Origin of the sequence: Sorangium sp. So ce117 (assembly GCF_051524395.1) — a bacterium.
Classification (GTDB): domain Bacteria; phylum Myxococcota_A; class Polyangia; order Polyangiales; family Polyangiaceae; genus Sorangium; species Sorangium cellulosum_B.
Map to the genome: position 1 here is coordinate 7,412,190 of NZ_CP150309.1, position 18,736 is coordinate 7,430,925.

Annotated in this window: 16 protein-coding genes; 4 read left to right on the forward strand and 12 right to left on the reverse strand. The window is 71.8% G+C overall.

The features are described from left to right. Positions 1 to 47 precede the first annotated feature (47 nt). From WMF46_RS27680 to WMF46_RS27705, 6 genes are all read right to left on the reverse strand, one after another. Positions 48 to 689, reverse strand: coding sequence for a bifunctional 4-hydroxy-2-oxoglutarate aldolase/2-dehydro-3-deoxy-phosphogluconate aldolase (locus WMF46_RS27680; RefSeq protein WP_437541758.1), 642 nt, complete (start codon positions 687 to 689; stop codon positions 48 to 50). After that, positions 686 to 1,783, reverse strand: coding sequence for a PfkB family carbohydrate kinase (locus WMF46_RS27685; RefSeq protein WP_437979941.1), 1,098 nt, complete (start codon positions 1,781 to 1,783; stop codon positions 686 to 688). Before WMF46_RS27685 ends, WMF46_RS27680 begins: the two co-directional genes overlap by 4 nt. Before the next feature lie 109 nt (positions 1,784 to 1,892). After that, the gene (locus WMF46_RS27690; protein WP_437979942.1) at positions 1,893 to 3,557 is read right to left on the reverse strand and encodes an MFS transporter; all 1,665 of its coding nucleotides are present in this window, start codon (positions 3,555 to 3,557) and stop codon (positions 1,893 to 1,895) included. Then, positions 3,554 to 4,327: an SDR family NAD(P)-dependent oxidoreductase gene (locus tag WMF46_RS27695; protein WP_437979943.1), complete on the reverse strand. Its 774-nt coding sequence runs from the start codon at positions 4,325 to 4,327 to the stop codon at positions 3,554 to 3,556. The genes WMF46_RS27690 and WMF46_RS27695 overlap by 4 nt, the downstream gene beginning before the upstream one ends. Continuing rightward, positions 4,324 to 5,442, reverse strand: a complete 1,119-nt coding sequence (locus tag WMF46_RS27700; protein ID WP_437979944.1) for a hypothetical protein — start codon at positions 5,440 to 5,442, stop codon at positions 4,324 to 4,326. The genes WMF46_RS27695 and WMF46_RS27700 overlap by 4 nt, the downstream gene beginning before the upstream one ends. After that, complete coding sequence (locus tag WMF46_RS27705) at positions 5,439 to 6,680, reverse strand: enolase C-terminal domain-like protein (RefSeq protein ID WP_437979945.1); 1,242 nt, start codon at positions 6,678 to 6,680, stop codon at positions 5,439 to 5,441. The genes WMF46_RS27700 and WMF46_RS27705 overlap by 4 nt, the downstream gene beginning before the upstream one ends. Before the next feature lie 712 nt (positions 6,681 to 7,392). Between WMF46_RS27705 and WMF46_RS27710 the strand changes: the two genes are divergently transcribed. After that, entirely contained in the window at positions 7,393 to 8,253 is an 861-nt protein-coding gene (locus WMF46_RS27710) for a PAS domain-containing protein (RefSeq protein WP_437979946.1), read from the forward strand. 69 nt (positions 8,254 to 8,322) lie between these two features. Here WMF46_RS27710 and WMF46_RS27715 read toward each other — a convergent pair whose 3' ends face one another. Further along, entirely contained in the window at positions 8,323 to 8,934 is a 612-nt protein-coding gene (locus WMF46_RS27715; RefSeq protein ID WP_437979947.1) for an antibiotic biosynthesis monooxygenase family protein, read from the reverse strand. 55 nt (positions 8,935 to 8,989) lie between these two features. Next, a complete protein-coding gene (locus WMF46_RS27720; RefSeq protein WP_437979948.1) occupies positions 8,990 to 9,430 on the reverse strand; it encodes a hypothetical protein in 441 nt (146 codons plus the stop codon). A gap of 243 nt (positions 9,431 to 9,673) precedes the next feature. Between WMF46_RS27720 and WMF46_RS27725 the strand changes: the two genes are divergently transcribed. From WMF46_RS27725 to WMF46_RS27735, 3 genes are all read left to right on the forward strand, one after another. Next, positions 9,674 to 10,210, forward strand: a complete 537-nt coding sequence (locus WMF46_RS27725; protein ID WP_437979949.1) for a GNAT family N-acetyltransferase — start codon at positions 9,674 to 9,676, stop codon at positions 10,208 to 10,210. 110 nt (positions 10,211 to 10,320) lie between these two features. Next, positions 10,321 to 11,007 (forward strand): GNAT family N-acetyltransferase, encoded by a 687-nt coding sequence (locus tag WMF46_RS27730; protein ID WP_437979950.1) that lies wholly within the window; start codon positions 10,321 to 10,323, stop codon positions 11,005 to 11,007. Between the two features lie 131 nt (positions 11,008 to 11,138). Continuing rightward, a complete protein-coding gene (locus tag WMF46_RS27735; protein WP_437979951.1) occupies positions 11,139 to 13,838 on the forward strand; it encodes a protein kinase domain-containing protein in 2,700 nt (899 codons plus the stop codon). Between the two features lie 24 nt (positions 13,839 to 13,862). Here WMF46_RS27735 and WMF46_RS27740 read toward each other — a convergent pair whose 3' ends face one another. The 4 genes from WMF46_RS27740 to WMF46_RS27755 are packed head-to-tail and all read right to left on the reverse strand — an operon-like array spanning position 13,863 to position 17,789. Beyond that, positions 13,863 to 14,615, reverse strand: coding sequence for a response regulator (locus WMF46_RS27740; RefSeq protein ID WP_437979952.1), 753 nt, complete (start codon positions 14,613 to 14,615; stop codon positions 13,863 to 13,865). A 14-nt stretch (positions 14,616 to 14,629) separates the two neighbouring features. Then, on the reverse strand, positions 14,630 to 16,165 hold the full coding sequence (locus WMF46_RS27745) for a sensor histidine kinase (protein ID WP_437979953.1): 1,536 nt from the start codon (positions 16,163 to 16,165) through the stop codon (positions 14,630 to 14,632). After that, positions 16,162 to 17,061, reverse strand: a complete 900-nt coding sequence (locus tag WMF46_RS27750; RefSeq protein ID WP_437979954.1) for a hypothetical protein — start codon at positions 17,059 to 17,061, stop codon at positions 16,162 to 16,164. The genes WMF46_RS27745 and WMF46_RS27750 overlap by 4 nt, the downstream gene beginning before the upstream one ends. Further along, a complete protein-coding gene (locus tag WMF46_RS27755) occupies positions 17,058 to 17,789 on the reverse strand; it encodes a sensor histidine kinase (RefSeq protein ID WP_437979955.1) in 732 nt (243 codons plus the stop codon). Before WMF46_RS27755 ends, WMF46_RS27750 begins: the two co-directional genes overlap by 4 nt. Positions 17,790 to 18,736 lie beyond the last annotated feature (947 nt).

Here is an 18,736-nt window from a genome sequence, read left to right on the forward strand (position 1 = left end):
GCCGGCGTCGAGGCGGCAAACGGCGTTCGCGCCGCCTGCGCGATTCCTCAAGATGCGCGGCCCGCGTCGCAGAACGCGCGGGCGCGGGCGACGAGCTCGTCGCGCCGCCCGTCACGCAGGAGCTTGAGATCCACGAGGTTGCCGCCGACGCCGACCGCCACCGCGCCCGCCGCGAAGAAGGCGCCCACGTTCTCCAGCGTCACGCCGCCCGTGGGCATGAGCGGGATATGGGGCAGCGGCGCCTTGAGCGCCTTGAGGTACGAGGCGCCGCCGAGGGCGTCGCACGGGAACACCTTCACGACGTCTCCGCCCGCACGGTGCGCCGCCACGACCTCGGTGGGCGTGAGCGCGCCGGGAGCGTGGACGACGTTCATCGCGACGCACGCCCTCACCGTCGCCTCGTCGAGCGCAGGGCTGACCACGAAGCGCGCCCCGGCCTCGACACAGGCCTCGGCGGTGCGGGCGTCGAGCACCGTGCCCGCGCCCACGAGCGCCCGATCGCCGTGGCGCGCGGCGACCTCGCGCACGACCTCGACCGCGCCGGGCACGGTCATCGTGATCTCGAGCACGTCGATCCCCCCCTCGAGGAGGGCCTCGACCGCCTGCAGCGCCTCGTCGGCCGAGCCGGCGCGCACCACAGGGACGATGCGCCCGCGCGCGATCCACTCGAGCACCGATTGCTTGTTCATCGGTCCACCCGGGCCGTGCCCAGCTTCATCGCCTTGAGCACCTCGTCGAGGGTCGCCATCGTCGTGTCGCCGGGCGTCGTCATCGCGAGCGCCCCGTGCGCCGCGCCGCAATCGACCGCCCACTGCGGCCCCTTGCCCATCAAGAAGCCGTAGATGAGCCCCGAGGCGAACGAGTCGCCGCCGCCCACGCGATCGAAGATCTCCAGGTCCTTGCGCTCGGGCGCCTTGTAGAGCTGGCCGCCGTGGTACAGCACCGCGCTCCAGTCGTTGCGCGTCGCCGAGGTCGCCACACGGAGCGTCGTCGCCACCGCCCGGATGTTCGGAAACACCCCGATGACGCGCTCGATCATGCTCTCGAACGCGCCGACACGCAGGTTGGCGTGCCCCTCGTCGACGCCCTCGACCTCGAAGCCCAGGGCAGCCGTGAAATCCTCCTCGTTGCCCAGCATCACATCGACGTACGGCGCGAGCGCTCGATTGACCTCCTGCGCGCGGGCCTGACCACCGATCGACTTCCAGAGCGACGGGCGGTAGTTGAGATCGTAGGAGATGACGACGCCGTGCCGCCTGGCCGCCTCCATCGCCTCCTTCGCGACGGAAGGCGTGGTCTCGGAGAGCGCGGCGAAGATACCGCCGGTATGGAACCACCGCGCCCCCTGGGCGCCGAAGATCGTATCCCAGTCGATCTCGCCGGGCTTCAGCTGAGACGCGGCCGTGTGGCCACGGTCCGAGAGGCCGACCGCCCCGCGAATGCCGAAGCCCCGCTCGGTGAAGTTCAGGCCGTTGCGCACGAGGCGCCCCACGCCGTCGTGCGTCGCCCAGCGAACGTGCGTGAGATCCACGCCGCCCTGCAGCATCAGATCTTCGAGCAGGCGGCCGACGGGGTTGTCCGCGAGGGCGGTCACGATGGCCGACCTGAGCCGGAAACAGCGGCGCATGCCGCGGGCGACGTTGTACTCGCCGCCTCCCTCCCAGGCCTGGAAGCTGCGGGCTGTGGAGATCCGCCCGTCGCCGGGATCGAGGCGCAGCATGACCTCGCCGAGGGACACGAGATCCCAGCGGCAGGTGGAAGGATCACGGAGCGTGAAGGACATGGATACCTTGCAGTGGCGCAGGCCGCGTGGCGGAAGAGCTGGTGGACAAGCAGGGTTCAAGGGGGCGCCGCCATCGCGGAGATGCGATGCGGCGCGCCGATGGCGGTGATTACCGATCGCCTCCTGGCGCGCGGGACGACTCGACCTCCGCGGCGGACGGGCCCGTGTAGCCCTTGGCGGCGGCGCCCTTCCCCTCGACGATGGGTCGCCCATCGCGGTCGAACTTGACGAGCTCCGCCTTGGTCCCCGCGGCCGTCGGCCAGAGGTACCAGCGCGCGTCCATCCAGCCCACGTGCGCGGCGGGGCCCTCGACCGGCGCGCCCGTCGCTTTCAGCTGGGCCGGCCGCGTCGCCCGGTACTGGTCGACCGAGGTGTACGCAGGACGGTTGAGGGCGAATTGCAGCCCCGCGATGCTGGCGAGCATCACCAGGCCGCCGGCGACGATCGCCGCGTTCGGCACGCGCCGCTTCGGCGCGACCGGCTCGACGCGCGGCAGGATGAGGTGCAGCGCGAGCAGGCCGACGAGGTACAGCGTCCCCGCGAGCAGGAACGGCAGGGCGTACGAGCCCGTGGCCGTGAGCGCCCAGCCGACGAAGATCTGGAAGAGCGCCCCGCCGACGACGCCGAACGCGGTCATGACGCCGACCACCGTGGCCATCGCGGGGCGCGGGAGGGCATCCGAGACGAGCGTGTAGAGGTTGCTGCTCCAGCCCTGGTGCGCTGCCGCGGCGAGCGACAGGATCGCGACCGCGACGTAGATCGTGGGGATGCCCGCGACGCTCGGGACATCGACGAGGAGCCCGACGGACATGACGGGCACCGCGGAGAGCGCACACGCGAGCATCGCGAGCTTCCGCGCCGTGCCGACCGAGCGGCCGCTCGCGATGAGCCTGGAGGACAGCCAGCCGCCGCCGATCGCGCCGCCGTCCGCCACGAGGAACACGACCGGGATGGCGTAGGCCATGAAGGCCGGCTTCAGGTTGAACTCGCTGACAAGGAACTTCGGTAGCCAGGTGAGGTAGAACCACCACGGCGCGTCGGTGAAGAACTTCGCCGCCGCGACCGCGTAGACGGGCCGCATCCCGAACACCTCGCCGACGCCGAGGGACTCAGTCGCTTCCTTCGGGTCGGAGCGGATGTGCGCGAGCTCCTCGGGCGACACCTTCGGGTGCTCCTCGGGCCGCCGGTAGAGGCGCGTCCAGAAGAAGATCCACACGACGCCGACGCCGCCCAGGATGAGGAAGCAGGTCCGCCATCCGTACGCCTCCGCGATGCGCACCGCCAGGAGCGGGGCCAGGATGGCGCCGACGTTCGAGCCGCAGTTGAACAGCCCGGTCGCGAGCGCCCTCTCCTTCTTGGGGAACCACTCGGCCACGGTGCGGACGGCGGCCGGGAAGTTGCCGGCCTCGCCGACCCCGAGCAGGAAGCGGATCCCGGCGAAGCCGGCGAAGCTGCCGACGATGGCGTGGCCGGCCGAGGCGATGTTCCAGAGCAGGAACGTCGCGCTGAGCCCCTTGCGCGGCCCGACGCGGTCGATCCAGCGACCGACGAACACCATGCCGAAGCCGTAGGAGAGCAGGAAGCTCACGTTGATGAGCGCGAGGTCCGTCGGCCCGAGGCGCAGCTCGTTCTCGAAGAACGGTATCAGCAGGGAGAACAGCTGCCGATCGAGGTAGTTGATCGTCGTCGCGAAGAAGAGGAGCGCGCAGATGGTCCAGCGCGTGCGGGACATGACGCCGGCGGTCGCCGGGGCCACGGGAGACGCTGCGGTCATTGGTTCACCCCGGAGGCGAGGAATCCACCGTCGACTGTGATGCTCGTACCGGTGATGAAGCTCACCGCGTCAGAGCAGAGAAAGAGGGCCGCTCCGACCAGCTCCTGCGTGTCGCCGAAGCGGCCGAGGGGCGTGCGAGCGAGCAGCTCCTGCCCGCGCCCTGTGCCGTTGAGCAGGGCGCGGTTGAGGTCCGTCACGAACACGCCCGGCACGAGCGCGTTCGTCCGGATACCGTGCTTCGCCCACTCGGCGCCGAGGCTCCGGGTGAGCGCCAGCACCGCCGCCTTCGACGCCCCGTAGGCCGCGACCTCGTGGAACGCGACGAAGCTCGACAGCGAGGCGATGTTGACGATGCGGCCCCGGCCGCTGTCCTTCAACGGTCCATGGAAGGCCTGGCAGGCGCGCAGCATGCCAGTGACGTTCGTGTCGAGCAGGCTGCCCCACTCGGCCTCTCCGACCTCGGCGGTGGGCTTCCGGAAGGTCCGACCGGCGCAGTTGACGAGGATGTCGACGCCGCCGAACGCCTCGATCACGCGGTCGCGCAGGGCGTCGAGCGTCGCGCGATCGCTGACGTCGCACGCCGCCTCGATCGAGCGGACGCCCCGCTCGCGGATCTCGGCGGCGACCGCCTGCACGCGGTCCGCGCGGGTGCCCGTGGCGACGGTGTGGGCGCCCGCCTCGGCGAGCCCGAGGGCGATCGCGCGCCCGATACCGGAGGTGCCACCGACCACGACGGCCGTGCGGCCCGAGATGTCGAAGCGATTCGTCATGCTCCCAGCCAGTCCTTCGCGATGCCCCCGAGGAGCGCCTGCGCGTCGCGCTCGATCTGCGCGTCGGTCGGCGGGACGGGCATCGCCCCGTAGCGCCGGGTCAGCGCTGAAGCGATCGATCGCCGCGAGTGGCGCCACTTGTAGATCAGCTGATCGAGGACGCGCGCGTCGGAGTGCTGCGGCACGAAGGTCGGCCCGAGCATCTCCAGGCGCATCATCGTCGTCTCCTCGATGAGGCTCGGGTTGTTCATGAACCACCAGCAGCCGAACGGCAGGACGTTGGCGAACTTGCGCGCCACGACGCAGAGAGGGTGCGTGTTCTCGCGCGCGAGCGTCGTGACGAGGAAGCGCACGTCGGGGTTCTCCGCGGCGAGCCGCTCGAGCGGGGTCAGGTCGACCGTGCTCACCCCGTCGCCGGCCACGCCGAGGCGGGGGTTCACCGCGCGCCGGACGCCGATCATCATGGCGAACGGCAGCCCGTGGTCGCGGCACGCGTCCAGCACGGCCCGGGGCGGCGCGGAGACCTCGTTGACCGAGATCGCCAGGTAGCGCGGCCGCATGCGGGCGATCCACCGCTCGAGCTCGGGCGCGAGATCGTCCGTGTGGATGAGCCGATCGAGGCGCAGCGCCGTGTAAAACCGGGGATCGGGCGTGGCGCCCGAGTCCCAGATCGCGCGCTCCGCCGGGTCGGTCGGATCGTTCGTCATCGCGAGCGCGCTCACGCCCGAGAGCCGCAGCACGTCCTCGAGGTGATCCTCGACCCGGCGCTCGGCGAAGAAGGCGCGGGCCTCGCGAAGATCCGGCGCGGCGGGGTCGAGCCCGAACGCGGCGAGCACCGTCGCGACGCCCGCGGTGGCCTCGGACAGCGGCGATCGGCGGACGAAGAGCGACGCCCACACGAGATCGGCCTGCGCCTTCTTGTCGAGCGCGAAGAACGCCTCGGGGGTGACCTTCGGCTCGGCGCGCAGGGCCTCGGCGACGAGGTAATGGTACGTGAGGAGCTCGTCGACGCCCCAGAGGTTCAGCGCGGGGAACTGGGGCGCGAAGAGGTGGGTGTGAAGATCGATGATGGGCGCGGCGTCGACGGCCGCGGCCACGCGCTCGGCGAGGGTCATCTCGGCACCTCGGGGATTCGGTCGTCCTTCGGATCGGCCCAGCGGTCGTTCGGCACGGTCGCGCACCAGGCCGGCCGCAGCGGGTCCTTGTCGTACGGATAAGAGCCCAGCCGGCGGTACTCCTCGGCGTAGTGAGCGAGCTTCTCGCGATCGAGGCGGACGCCCAGGCCGGGACCGGCGGGGACGCGGATACGGCCGTTCCGGTACGGGAGCGGGCCTCCCTGGATCACGTCGTCGCGCAGGTGGTGATAGTGCGCGTCGGCGGCGAACGAGAGGTTCGGGATGACGGCGCCGAGGTGCAGCATCGTCGCGAGCTGCACGCCGAGCTCGCCCGAGGAGTGGACGGCGACGCCGAGGCCGAACGTCTCGCAGATCCCCGCCGCCTTCACGCACGGCCGGATGCCGCCCCAGAACGTCGTGTCGAGAAGGATGACGTCCACAGCCGTGTCGAGGACGTTCGCGGCGAGCTGCTCGAAGCCCACGACCACGGTGTTCGTCGCGAGCGGCATCCGCACCTTCTCGCGGGTGCGTCGCATCGCGTGGAGGCCGAAGACGGGGTCCTCGAGGTAGTCGTTGTTCAGGTCCTCGATCGCCTGCCCGAAGCGGATCCCCTGCTCCGTCGACCAGACGGCGTTCGGATCGAAGCGGACGCGATCCTTGCCCACGGCGGCGGCGACCGCGCGGTAACACTCGAGCTCGTAGTCCGGGTGGAACACGCCGCCCTTGAGCTTGTGCGAGGTGAACCCGTGCGTCTTCTTCAGCGCCTTCGCCAGCTCGACGAGCTGCGCTGGCGTCCGCACCTCACCTGACCCGTCGGCGTTCGGGTAGCGGAAGAAGAGATAGGACGCGAACGGCACCTCGTCCTGCAGCTTGCCGCCGAGGAGATCGTGGACCGGCACGCCGAAGGCCTGTCCGAGCAGGTCGAGGCACGCGAACTCCAGCGCGGCGAGGACCTGGGTGCGGTTGTTATAAAGAGAGGCCGTCGGGTTCGCGATCTTGAACCGCATCTCCTCGAGGCGGGCGGGGTCGTGGCCGACGAGGTAGCCCTTCATCGCCCGGAACACGGCCTCGGCCGACTCGCCGCCGCCGCCCATCTCACCGAGGCCGATCAGCCCGTTATCCGCCTCGATCTCGACGATCGTGCGCACGAAGCGGCCCCAGTGACAGCCGTTGGCGTGACGCAGGGGCGCTTCTAGCGGCACGGTGACGGTGGTGGCGCGGATATCGACGATTTTCATGCGGGACGGGACTCCAGGGGCCCCCAGCGGTCCAATGTGCCTCGACAAAGGCATCCCAGCGGGCAGGGACACCTGCCTCGGGGCGCCTCGCTCGATCTTCCTCGTGCAGGATGCGGGGAATGAATCGGCGAGGTGGTGAGTTCTATATGTGGAGGCCTCGCTTGCGCGGAGGCCTGCCGTACGGCCCCGATGAATTCCCGGACGGTGCCCGAGTGATCACGCCTCGCGGTCGAATCTGGACGGAGAGCTCGATCTCGTCGACGACGCCGCGGGGGACCTCCGGGAGGGCGCGCCGAGGTCGCTGCCGCGCCGCGCTGTCACGCCGGAGCCACGCCGGGGTTCTTCTCTCGGTTCTCGCCGGTGAAGCGCGGGAGGTGGGCGCGGAGGTCGCCGCCCCCTCCGGCTTGCTGCCGGCGAGGAGACCGCGCGAGAGGACGCCGGCAGAGTCGCCCCTCGGCCGCGCGACGAGCGCAGAAGCAGACGAGGCAGACGACGCAGACGAAGTAAAATCGAGTTCGCGCGCCTCCCGTCGAACCCTCGCGTCATCATGTAGCGGTAGTTAGCAAGGCGAGGCACACTCAGGCGCTCCCTGAAGCGGGGCACACGTCTCCGGGTCTCCGCGGTGATCCGCCGCATTTCTGCCCTTGCATGGCCATCCACGATGGCTGATAAAGGGAGACTGGTCGGGGTCGGGGGAGATGGGCTTGGCTGAATGGCGTTCACACTCCGCTGCATCGACGTCTCGGACTGGAAGACCTTCGGGCTGCTCCAGCTCGTGATCGACACCATCCCGGATCCCATCTTCGTCAAGGATCGGCAACATCGCTGGATCGCCTGCAACCCGGGCTTCTGCAGGTTGATCGGGCAGCGCTACGACGATCTGATCGGCCGCAGCGATCCGGACTACTGGCCGAAGGAGCAGGCCGAGGTCTTCTGGAGCTACGACGACGTCGTCTTCAACTCGGGTGAGCCGAGCGAGAACGAGGAGAGCGCCACGGGCTCGGACGGGGTGGCGCGCACGATCTGGACCCGCAAGTTCCCCATGAAGAACGCGCAGGGGGAGGTGATCGGCCTGTGCGGGCTCATCACGGACATCACCGACCTGAAGCAGCGGCACATGGAGGCCGAGCGGATGGCGGCCGAGAACCGGGAGCAGCGCGCCATCATCCAGATGCAGGCCGAGCTGCTCGATCGGGTGGCCATGCCGGTCATCCAGGTCTGGGAGGGGATCCTGCTCATCCCGCTGGTCGGCGAGATGAGCGATCGGCGCGCGGCCCAGGCGCTGGAGAGCCTGCTCGCGGCCATCGGGCAGCGGCGCGCGGAGTTCGTGATCCTCGACATCACCGGCGTGCCGGTGATCGACTCCGCCGTGGCGCGCCACCTGGTGCGCGCCGTGCAGGCGGCAGAGCTGCTCGGCTGCCGGAGCGTGATGGTGGGCATCGGCCCGGAGATCGCCAGGACGCTGGTCGGGCTGGGCATCGACTTCGGCCGGATCACCACGCAAGGCACGCTCCAGAGCGGGCTCGCCTACGCCATGAGCCGCCTCAGCACGCAGCGCGCGGCCGCCCGCTGAGTCCGGGGGCACGCCCCGCCGGCGCAGGCGTCGCCGGCGCACCCAGGGCGCGGCCGCCGCCGCGCCGGCTCATGGCGCCGGAGCCTCGATCTCCCGGATGCGACGGACCGAGTCGGCCAGCGTGATGCCATCTGCCTCGGCCGTCTCCCAGTGGGTGACGACATAGGTGGGCTCGAGCAGCTCGTTCGCGGCGTCGATCCCCGCGAGGTGGGCCGGGCTCATGACGAACTCGTACATCGCGTCGGTCGAGGCCCACACGGCCAGCGTGCGCCCGGAGCCGCAGGACGGCGACGTGCCCAGCTGGAGGGCCAGGAGGCCGGGCTGCGACGCGAGCTGCGCCTGGATCGCCCCGAAGATCGGCACGTATCGCTCCATCACGGCGTCGCCCGGCCGTGGGACCCCGTACGTCGCGCTGACCGTGTACGACGACCCCTCCGGAGGCGGCCGGAGCTTCCCGGTCTCCGGATCGACGCCGGGCCCGCTCAGCGGCTCTGCCTCCAGATCGGCTTCGAGCACGCCCCCCGTGCACTCGGGGAGGGGGGTGTCGGTCGTCTTCCCGCCGGAATCGGAGCTGCACCCCGACAGGATCGCGCCGAGCGCCGCGATGACGGCGGCAGCGAGCGCGCCCGAGGATCGCGCGATCGTCGCGCTCGGCATCTGGTCGAATCCACGTGTCGTCATGGTCATGGTCCTCTCTGCTCTGTCCGTTGCCGGAGGCTCTGTCCGTTGCCGGGGCTCAGTCAGCGCGCGAGACGATCCCGAAGACGAGGTCCGGGAACGTCCGCGCGAGGCGGCGTGAGTGGAAATTCGCCTTGCGACCCATGCTCCGCACCTGCACCGGGGTGCCGGGCGGCGGCGCATCGCCGACGGTGACAGCCCATGTGAGGCTCTCGCCGGTGCGCACGGCGACATAGGTGTACGAGCCGGCCGGGAGTCGCTCCTCGACAAGGCCGGCGATGGGCGCGCGGTCGGCGGCGTCGCGGGAGAGCTGGCCGAGCGGGTTCCCGGCCGCCGCGTCGAGCGGCCCGGCGGCCACAGAGGGCCTGTCGAGCCGCCACGCGAGCACGACGAAGAGCGCTGCGAAGACCGTGAGGCCGAGGAGCGGCTTCACGAGCCGGCGCCGGGCGGATCGCGGCGCGGAGCCCCGCGCCGCGCGGGCCGAGGAGACGAGCGTCATCTGTGGCTCCTTGTGAGCACGCCTCGGGCCTCCCTCCGCGGGGGCGCCGCTGCGTGACTGGATGGACCTCAGTTCCCGGACGCTCGCGGAACGTTCAATCGACGCCGCTCTTTCGTCCGCGGCGGCCCGAGCCGCCGCGGCGTGCGGCCCCGACGGCCCCCCCCCGGGGTCGCCTTCCCCCGGAGCCCCGTCGCGCCCCGAGGTTGCGGGGGCGCCCGTGGCTGCCTAGCCTGCGCAACCCCGATGACATCAACGTTCATTCGACCTGCCGTCGAGCCCGACCTGCCTCACCTGCCCGAGATCGAGCGCTCGGCGGGCCTCGCGTTCCGGAGGACGGACCTCGACCTCGAGGCCCTGGCGAACGTGACGCCGGCGGAGGGCTGGCGCGGCGCGCTCCAGGCCGGGACGCTCTGGGTGATCGACGACGGCGCCGGCGAGCCGATCGCGTTCCTGGGCGCCGAGACGGCCGGCGAGGAGCTCCACATCCGCGAGATCGCGGTCGTCCTCGACCGCCAGGGGCAAGGGCTGGGGCGACGCCTGCTCGCCCACGTCATCGCGTGGGCGCGGGCCGCGAGGCTGAAGGCGCTGACCCTGACCACCTTCCGGAACGTCCCGTGGAACGGGCCGTTCTACGCCTCCATGGGCTTCCGCGAGCTGTCGCCGGCCGAGGCGTCCCCGCGGCTCGCGGAGATCCTCGAGAACGAGGCGCGCCAGGGCCTCGACCCGGCGCAGCGCTGCGCCATGCGGCTCGAGCTCGATCGCGGCGACAGCGCTTCGTAACGGCTCCTGTCCAGCGCGGCCCACGCCGCGATCGGGCCTTTGAACGGACTGTGCGCCTCCGCGAACAGCCCTCTTGGGGTGGAGCGAGCCGCCATGATAGGGCTCGATCCATGAGCACCGCGTGGGACTGGGTCGTTCCGATTCGACAGAAGCACTTCGGCGAGCCGCTCGGAGGCCTCTACCCGCTCGAGCGCCTCGCCGACGGCGAGGCCTACTGGGCGCTGCACAGAGCCGAGCTGCTCCGCCATTTCCCGCCCGAGGTCTTCTTCAACCTCGGCGCGCTGTCCGGCGAGGAGGGGGAGCGCGCCCGCGCCCGCCTCACGGCGTCGGAGGGAGCCCACCGCCTCGCAGACTTCTGGGCGGTGCGCGACGGCGAGGCGGTCGTGGCCATGTTCTCGGGCCACCAGCGGGACGCGGAGACCTACCGCATGTGGCACTCGGTCATTCACCCCGACTACCGCCGGCGCGGCCTGTACCGGGAGTTCCTCCGCCGGGTCCTCGCCTACACGCGAGAGCTCGGCTTCGACTACGTGGTCAGCGAGCACGCCCCTGGCAACAACGCGGTGATCATCGCCAAGCTGAAAGCAGGGTTCCGCATCGTCGCCATGGATATCGACGCCGCCACGGGCGCCAGCCTGAACCTCAGGTACTTCCACAACGAGGCGCACCTCAGGGTCTATGAGTACCGCTGCGGCCTGGCCACGCTCGACGAGCGCCTCCTCGCGGCCGGCACCGGCGCGATGCCGCTCCTGCTGGAGCAGCTCCGGCGCGGATCGGGCGCCGACCCGACGACATAACGCATCGAGACAACGCAGCCTCCCGACAGGCCGGCCGAGCCCGCCATCGCGCCCCGCGCAGGTGCCACGGCACATTCGCACCGTTCGTCCGCCTTGCCTCACGCTCCAATGAGAGTGCATCCTTCACGCGCATGCTGCCTGGCAGGCTGCTGGACGGCCGCTTCGAGCTGGCGGAGATCGCCGGATCCGGAGGCATGGGCACGGTTTACCGGGCCTTCGATCGCTCGAGCGGGACGGTGGTCGCCGTCAAGCTGCTGCGCAAGGCGGCGGACGCGCGCGCGCAGGCGCGCTTTCTCCGCGAGGCAGAGACGCTCTCCCGGCTGGAGCACCCCCACATCGTGCGCTACGCGACGCACGGCATGGCGCCGACGGGGGAGCTGTACCTCGCGATGGAGTGGCTCTCCGGCGAGAGCCTCTCGGATCGGCTGGCGCGGCAGGAGCTGCGCATCGACGAGTCGATCGCCCTCGTGAGGACGGTGGCAGACGCGCTCGGCGCGGCGCACGCGCGCGGGATCGTGCACCGCGACATCAAGCCCAGCAACCTCTTCCTGGTCGAAGGCGCGCTCGATCGGGTCAAGCTCCTCGACTTCGGCATCGCGCAGCTGGCGGACGCCTCGAAGCGGCTGACGCGGACGGAGGCGGTGCTGGGCACGCTGGGCTACATGGCGCCGGAGCAGGCGCGGGGCGAGCGGGACAACCTGGACGCGCGCGCGGACATCTTCTCGCTCGGATGCGTGCTCTACGAGTGCCTCACCGGGAAGCCGGCGTTCCGCAAGCAACACCCGATGGCGCTCGTGTGGAAGCTGCTCCTGGAGGAGCCGCCGAGGGCGAGGGAGCTGCGGCCCGACGTGCCCCACGCGCTCGACGAGCTCGTCGCGCAGATGCTGGCCAAGGATCCCTCGGCGCGGCCCGAGGACGGCGCGGCCGTGGCGCGCACCCTGGACACGCTCGGCGCGTGGAACAGGAGCAAGGTGTCCTCGGCCCCCCTTCCCGGCGCGGTCATCACCACGGGCGAGAAGCGCCTGGTCTCGATGGTGGCGGTCCGGCCGGCGCAGGCCTCGTTCTTCGAGTCGACAGAGTCGCTCGATCTGCACGCGTCACCGCCGAACACGCTCGCCGTGGTGCGCCGCGCGGCCATGCCGCTGGGCGCGCAGGTGGAGGAGCTCGGCGACGGGATGGTGGTGACGCTCGTGGCGAGCGCGGGCAGCGCGACCGACCAGGCGGCGCTCGTGGCGCGCTGCGCGATCGAGATCTGCGCGCAGCTCCCCGGCGCGGCGGTCGTGCTGGTGACGGGGTGGGGCGAGCCGGCGGGTCGATCGCCGCTCAGCGAGGTGCTGGACAGGGCGGCCGCCCTGCTGGACGAGGCCGCCGCGCCCGGCCGCGCGGAGGGCCGGCGCGAGGGGGTCCACATCGACGCGGTGACGCGCGCCCTGCTCGACGTGCGCTTCGAGGTCGTGGAGCGGGGCGGGCTCTCCTGGCTCAAGGCCGAGCGCGAGATCGGCGAGGGGCCGCGCAAGCTCCTGGGCAAGCCGAGCCCCCACGTCGGGCGCGAGCGGGAGCTGCGCCACCTGCTCGACCTCGTCGACGAGAGCTTCGCCGAGCGGCGCGCCGCGGTGGCGCTGGTGACGGCCGCGGCGGGGATGGGCAAATCGCGCCTGCGCCACGAGGCCGTCGAGGTGCTGCGCCAGCGCCACCCCGACGTGAGCCTGAGCGTCGCCCGCGGCGACTCCATCGGCACGGGCGCCGCGTTCGCGATGCTCGCCGGATCGCTGCGGGCCGCGCTCGGGATCGCCGCGGGCGAGGGCGTCGACGCGCGGCGACGGAAGCTCGCGCAGGCCCTCGCGCCGCTCTTCTCGGGCGAGGAAGGGCTACGGGTGGGCGGGTTCCTGGGCGAGCTGCTCGGCGTCACCCCCCTCCCCGACGAGGACCTGCCGGCGCTGCGGGCCGCGCGGGACAATCCGGCGCTGATGGCCGAGGGGATCCAGCGCGCGTACCTCGACTACGCGCGCGCCGTGACGGCCGCGCGCCCCGTGCTCGTCGTGCTCGAGGATCTCCACTGGGGGGACGCGCCCTCGATGGGGATCTTCGACCGGGCGCTGCGGGAGCTCGGCGACCGGCCGTACGCGCTGCTCGCCTTCGCCCGGCCCGAGGTTCACGCGGTCTTCCCGAGGCTCTGGGCCGACCGGGGCCTCTCGGAGCTCCGGTTGCGCGAGCTGCCTGCCCGCGCGGCCGAGCAGCTCGTGCGGAGCGCGCTCGGCGGCGCGGGCAGGCAGCTCGCGCCCGAGGAGATCTCCGCGCTCATCCAGCGGGCCGGGGGCAATGCCTTCTATCTCGAAGAGCTCATCCGCGCCCTTTCGGAGGGGCGCGGCGGCGCGCTGCCGGAGACGGTGCTGGGCATGGCGGAGGCGCGCCTCGCGGCGCTCGGGCCCGAGGCGCGGCGGCAGCTGCGGGCGGCGAGCGTCTTCGGGGAGGTCGCCTGGGTGGGCGGCGTGCGCGCGTTGCTCGGCGCCGGGACGTCGGGGACGAGCGAGCGCGACGCGTGGGCCGAGCTGGTCGAGCGCGAGATCATCGAGCGCCGGCCGAGCTCCCGGTTCGCGGGCGAGGAGGAGATCGCCTTCTGCCACCCGCTCTTGCGGGAGGGGGCCTACGCGATGCTGACGGATCGCGACCGGGCGCTCGGCCACCGGCTCGCCGGCGAGTGGCTGCTCGAGGCCGGCGAGCAGGATCCGAGGGTGCTGGCCGACCACTTCGCGCGGGGCGACGACCCCGCGCGCGCCGCGGAGCAGCACCTGCGCGCGGCAGAGCTGGCCAGCTGGCCGAGCGCTACCTGAGCCGACGCCAGCGCGACGTCGCCGTCATCCATGCGCCGCGTCCCCGCGCGCGCGGGCGATCGTGTGGATGAGCTCGCGCGCGTCGAACGGCTTGTGCAGGCACGCGTACCCGCCCTTGGTCATGATCGCGCTGACCATCTCCGGGACCGCGTGGCCGGTCATGGCGATCACCGTGACGCGCTTCTTCAGCCCCCGCATCTGCGCGCACGTCGTCACGCCGTCCTGATCGGGCATGACGAGATCGAGCACGCAGACGTCGATGCCCCGCTCGACGACGTACTGGACGGCGGCCCGCCCATCGTGGACGGCGTGGGCCGACAGCCCCGCGGCCCGGAGCACCGCCACGATCGAGTCGGCGACCTTCGGGATGTCGTCCACCACGAGGACGGCCGGCGAGTCCACCGCGCGAGCGACGATGCGCGCGAGGTGGTCCATCGAGAACGGCTTGTGGATCACCGTGTACACGCCCTCGGCGATCGCCTCCTCGATGAGCCGCTCGAGCGCGAACGCGGTCATCAGCACGACGGTGAGCTCCGGCTGGATCCTCTTGAGCTCCCGGAACGTCTCGACGCCGTTGAGCCCGGGCATGCGGATGTCGCTGATGACCAGCGTGAACGCCTGCTGCCGGACGAGCTCGAGCGCGTGGACGCCGTCCCTCGCCTCCACCACCTCGTAGCCCTCGAGCTCGAGGCTGGCGGCGAGCGTGATGCGCATGCCCTCCTCGTCGTCGATCACGAGCACCCGCTTGCCCCGCTGCGCGGCCTCCTGCACCTGCATGGCTTGCCCCCCCGTCATACGCCCTGAGTCCCGGTCGGCGTCAGCGCTGGCTCGGCGGCCTCGAGCTCCTCGCGCACCGGCAGCCGCACGACGAAGGTCGTGCCGTTGCCGAGCGCGCTCGTCGCCTCGATCGTGCCGCCGTGCCGCTCCACGATCCCGGCGCTGATCGCCAGGCCGAGGCCCGTCCCCTTCAGCTTGGTGCTGAACAGCGGCTCGAAGATCCGCGCGAGCGTCTCCTCGGAGATGCCCGTCCCGTCGTCGACGACCGAGAGCGTCACCCCGTCGCCCGTCCGCTCCGCGGCGATGCGCACGCGCCCCTCGCGCTCGGCCGGGATCGCCTCGGCCGCGTTCTGGATCAGGTTCACGAGCACCTGCCGGAGCTGGTCCTTGTCGATCTCCACGACAGGGAGCGTGTCCGGTACGTCGTTGTCGACGCGCACGCGCGGCGGGATCTCGACGACCGAGATGGCGTCGTCCACGAGGGGCCTCAGCGCGCACGCCGCGAAGCGCGGCCGCCGCTCGCGCGCGAAGTCGAGCAGGTTGCCGATGATCTTGGCGCACGCCGCGAGCTCTTTCTCGATGATCGAGAGGAACTGCGCCACGCGGGGCTCCGCGCCGAGCTCGGTCCCGGCGAGGCGCTTCTTGAGGTAGTGGTTCGCGTTCCGGACGGCGCCCAGCGGGTTCCTCAGGTCGTGCCCGACGCTCGCCGCGAGCTGCCCCACCGCGGCGAGCTTCTCCATGCGCATCCTGGCCTCCTGGGCGTCGCGGAGGCTGGAGGCCATCTCGTTGAACGCCGCGCTCATGCGACCGAACTCGTGCTCATCGAGCACCGAGAGGCGCAGCCCGAGATCCCCCTGGGCGATCCGCCGGGAGCCGTCGAGCAGCGAGTTGAAGCCGCGGTCCACCGAGCGGAGGAGCCGCCCGAGCAGCACGACGAGGACGAGCAGCGCGCCGCCGGTCGCCACCGCGCCGAGCAACGCCACCCGCGCCCGGAGGCGGCGCTCGTCGTCGAGGATCCTGGCCACGTCGCGCTCCGCGTCGTGCACGGCCGCGCTGATGTGCGGGAGGAACTCCGACTTGTACTCGCGGTCGGAGAGCTGCACGAGCATCTCGTGCCGCTCGTTCGTGCGCTCGCGCTCGACATGGGTCGCGGCCGCCACGCCTTCGACGATCCGCGCAAAGCTCGCTCGCATGAAGCCGATGTGCTCGATCTCCTCCGTCGACTCCTCGTCGCTCTCCCTGATCTCCTCGTCGGCGATCATCGCCCTCTTGCGCGCCTCGATGGCGTCCAGATCGCGCGCCGTGGCCTCGGCCGCGCTCGAGAGCTCCGCGTTGAGGCTGCCGTGGAGCACCGACTTGACCGCCTCGTTCATGTAGCGGCTGGCGTCGCTGGCGAGGGTGACGTGCAGCTTCAGGTCGTCGTAGGACGCCTCGGCGCGCCGCTGAAAGACGAGCATCTCCGCGATGGCGAAGTAGAAGGCGCCGCCGGCGACGAGGACCGCCGCCAGCGCGACGCCGAAGATGGCGGCCAGTGTGGCTCGAATGCTCATGGGGAGCGGCTCCTGCTTGCGTGCTTCACGTGGTCGTCGCCGTCGCCCGCGAGCTCGATCTCCCTCGTGACGAGGAGCATGAGCCCGGCGTCGGGCGCCTCCCCCGCGAGGCCGAGCTCGAGCGCGGCGCCGAGCTCCAGGCCGGGCGCCGGGTGCCAGAGCACGCCGGGCGCGAGGAGCAGCGACGTCGTGTCTTCGACCTCGGCGGCGAGCTCGAGGGTCGGCACCACGTCGCCGAGCGGCAGGATCACAGCCAGCGAGGCGCCGGGGCTGAGCTCCGCGGCGTCGCTCCCGGCGGCCGGGAGCCGGATCTCGGCCGACGCGGAGATGCCCACGTGCACGCGCCCGATCGCCTTGTCGAGGCTCACGAACGGCTCCAGCGCGTAACCCGGCGCGCCGAGCTGGCGCGCGCCGGCGGGGAACACGGCCCCGAGCCCCGCGGACAGCGCGAGCCCGAGCCCTCGCTCGTTGACGAGGTTGTACAGGGCCTCCAGCTCGACAGAGCCGAGCCCGGCCACGACGCCGCTGTCCTGGCGCGCGAGCTCCAGGGGGAGCTCTCCCCCGAGCTGCAGGCGATCGGTGATCCCGAGCTCCAGCAGCAGCGGGATGCGGAAGCCGACCTGGCGCCCGTCGCGTTCCCACCTCGGCGCGCTCGTGATCTGCAGCTCGAGCGCCTCCTGCGGAAAGGCCGTCTCGCCGAGGAACAGCTCCTCGATCGGCGGCCGCGCCGCCTCGTCCTCTGCCTCCGTCCGCTCCAGCTCCGCGGGCGCGGCCGCCGTCGACGCGACAAGGAGCGAGACCAGCGAGGCCCGGGGGCGCGCCCGCCGCGCGGAGGGCCCGGCCGCTGGCTCCCGGGCCGCCGGCGCGCGCCCTGCGGGCGGACCGCCCACGCTCACGGCGCCGGCTCCGATCCGCCGTCGCGGAGCACCGGCGCGGCGGCGAGCGGCAGCGCGATGACGACCGACGAGCCGTGCGCCCGAGGCTCGACGGCGAGCGACCCGCTGTAGCGACGGGCGACCCGCCTCGCGATGTTCAGCCCCAGGCCGGAGTGACCCGGCTTGGTCGTGTAGAACGGCCGCAGGATCGCCTCGCTGTCCGCCTCGCAGGGGACAATCGCCGCGTCCGTGACCTCGATGCAGTACCGCGCGGCGCTCGAGGTGCCCCGAACCGTGACCACGCCGTCCCCGGGCGTCGACTCCACGGCGCTCTCGATCAGGCACCGCACCGCGACGGCGAGCTCGATCGGGTCCGCCTCGACGTCGCCGTCCTGAGCCGAGAGGACGATGCGCGCCCCGGACGCGCCGATGCGCGCGCACGCCGCCGCGCGGCGCACGCAGCCCGCCGCGCTCACGCACACGCTCCTGCGGTTGAAGAGCCTCGCGGCGTCGACCGACTCCTCGAGCCGCGCGCTCGCCGCGACCACCTCCTCGTCGATGATCCCGAAGAACTCCTCGATCCTCGGATCCGCCGTGTAGGCCGCGTCGCGCGCGACCTTCCGCTTGATGTAGAACGACGCATTCCGGACGATCGCAAAGCGGTTGCGCAGGTCGTGACGCAGCACGGACAGGATCTCGTCCGCGACCGCGGCCTGCTCCGCCGCACCCAGGGGATCCCAGCTGTTCATGCTGTTCCTCGCTCCTCGGCCCTCGCGCGCAGCGCGGCTCTCCCGTCGCCGCGAGCGAGGAGCACTCGAACCCTTCTCTGCGCCATCGCGCCGACGCCGCCGCCGCCTCGACCGTGGGAGAGCTTGAAATGAGTTCTTAAAGACACTGACACAAGCGCCGTCTCCCTGGGGCCATCGCGCGCCCGAGCCTCGCGCCGCTGCCTCGCGGGCGCACAGGAGCGCGCCTGGCTGATCCGTGCCATCGGTCACGTCTACACGTCTACACGTCTGGTGCGACGCCACCCCTCAATCAGCGTCACCCTTGATAAACATACGTGACAAAGTTTGTGTCAGTCAACGGCATAGTAATGCCCTCCACAGCACATCTCCGTTCAACGGATTTCCGTCCACCTTCCGCCCTCATGCTCCTTGCGCTCCGCTGCGCTGCCCTGCCCTGCCCTGCCCTGCCCTGCATCACCGTGATTGCCTCGGTCGCCAAGCCAGCTGGCCAATCCGTCGCCGGACATCGCCGTGTGTCGTGAACGAACCGCCGCGCGTCTCCTCTCCACGAGCGTGGCGTCGGTGCGCTGGGTGGACAGGCGAGCGCGCTCGCGCCGGTGCTCGCGTCGACCTCGATTCTGCCACCGCTTCAGATTTGCGATGAGTGTGCACCGGAGCGCACCCCGGCACGCAGATCCGAAAAAAAACTCCTGTCCGTGATTGGTTGGGAGCCGTTCCCGACACAGTGACGCGAGCCGTGCTCGCCCCCCGTCGTTCCCGCCGCTCGCCTCGCCGGCGTTGCCTTGCCGCTCGCGGCGCGCCCTGCGCCCGCAGCGGCGCGCGCCCGTCGTGCCGCCGGCCTGGCACCTCGACCGAGCGTGCCCTGGCGGCCTGCGGGACCGGGAGGCGAAGGGCCAGCGCCATCCGGCGTGGATGGGCTGATGCTCGTGTCGTGACTGGAGGAAAGG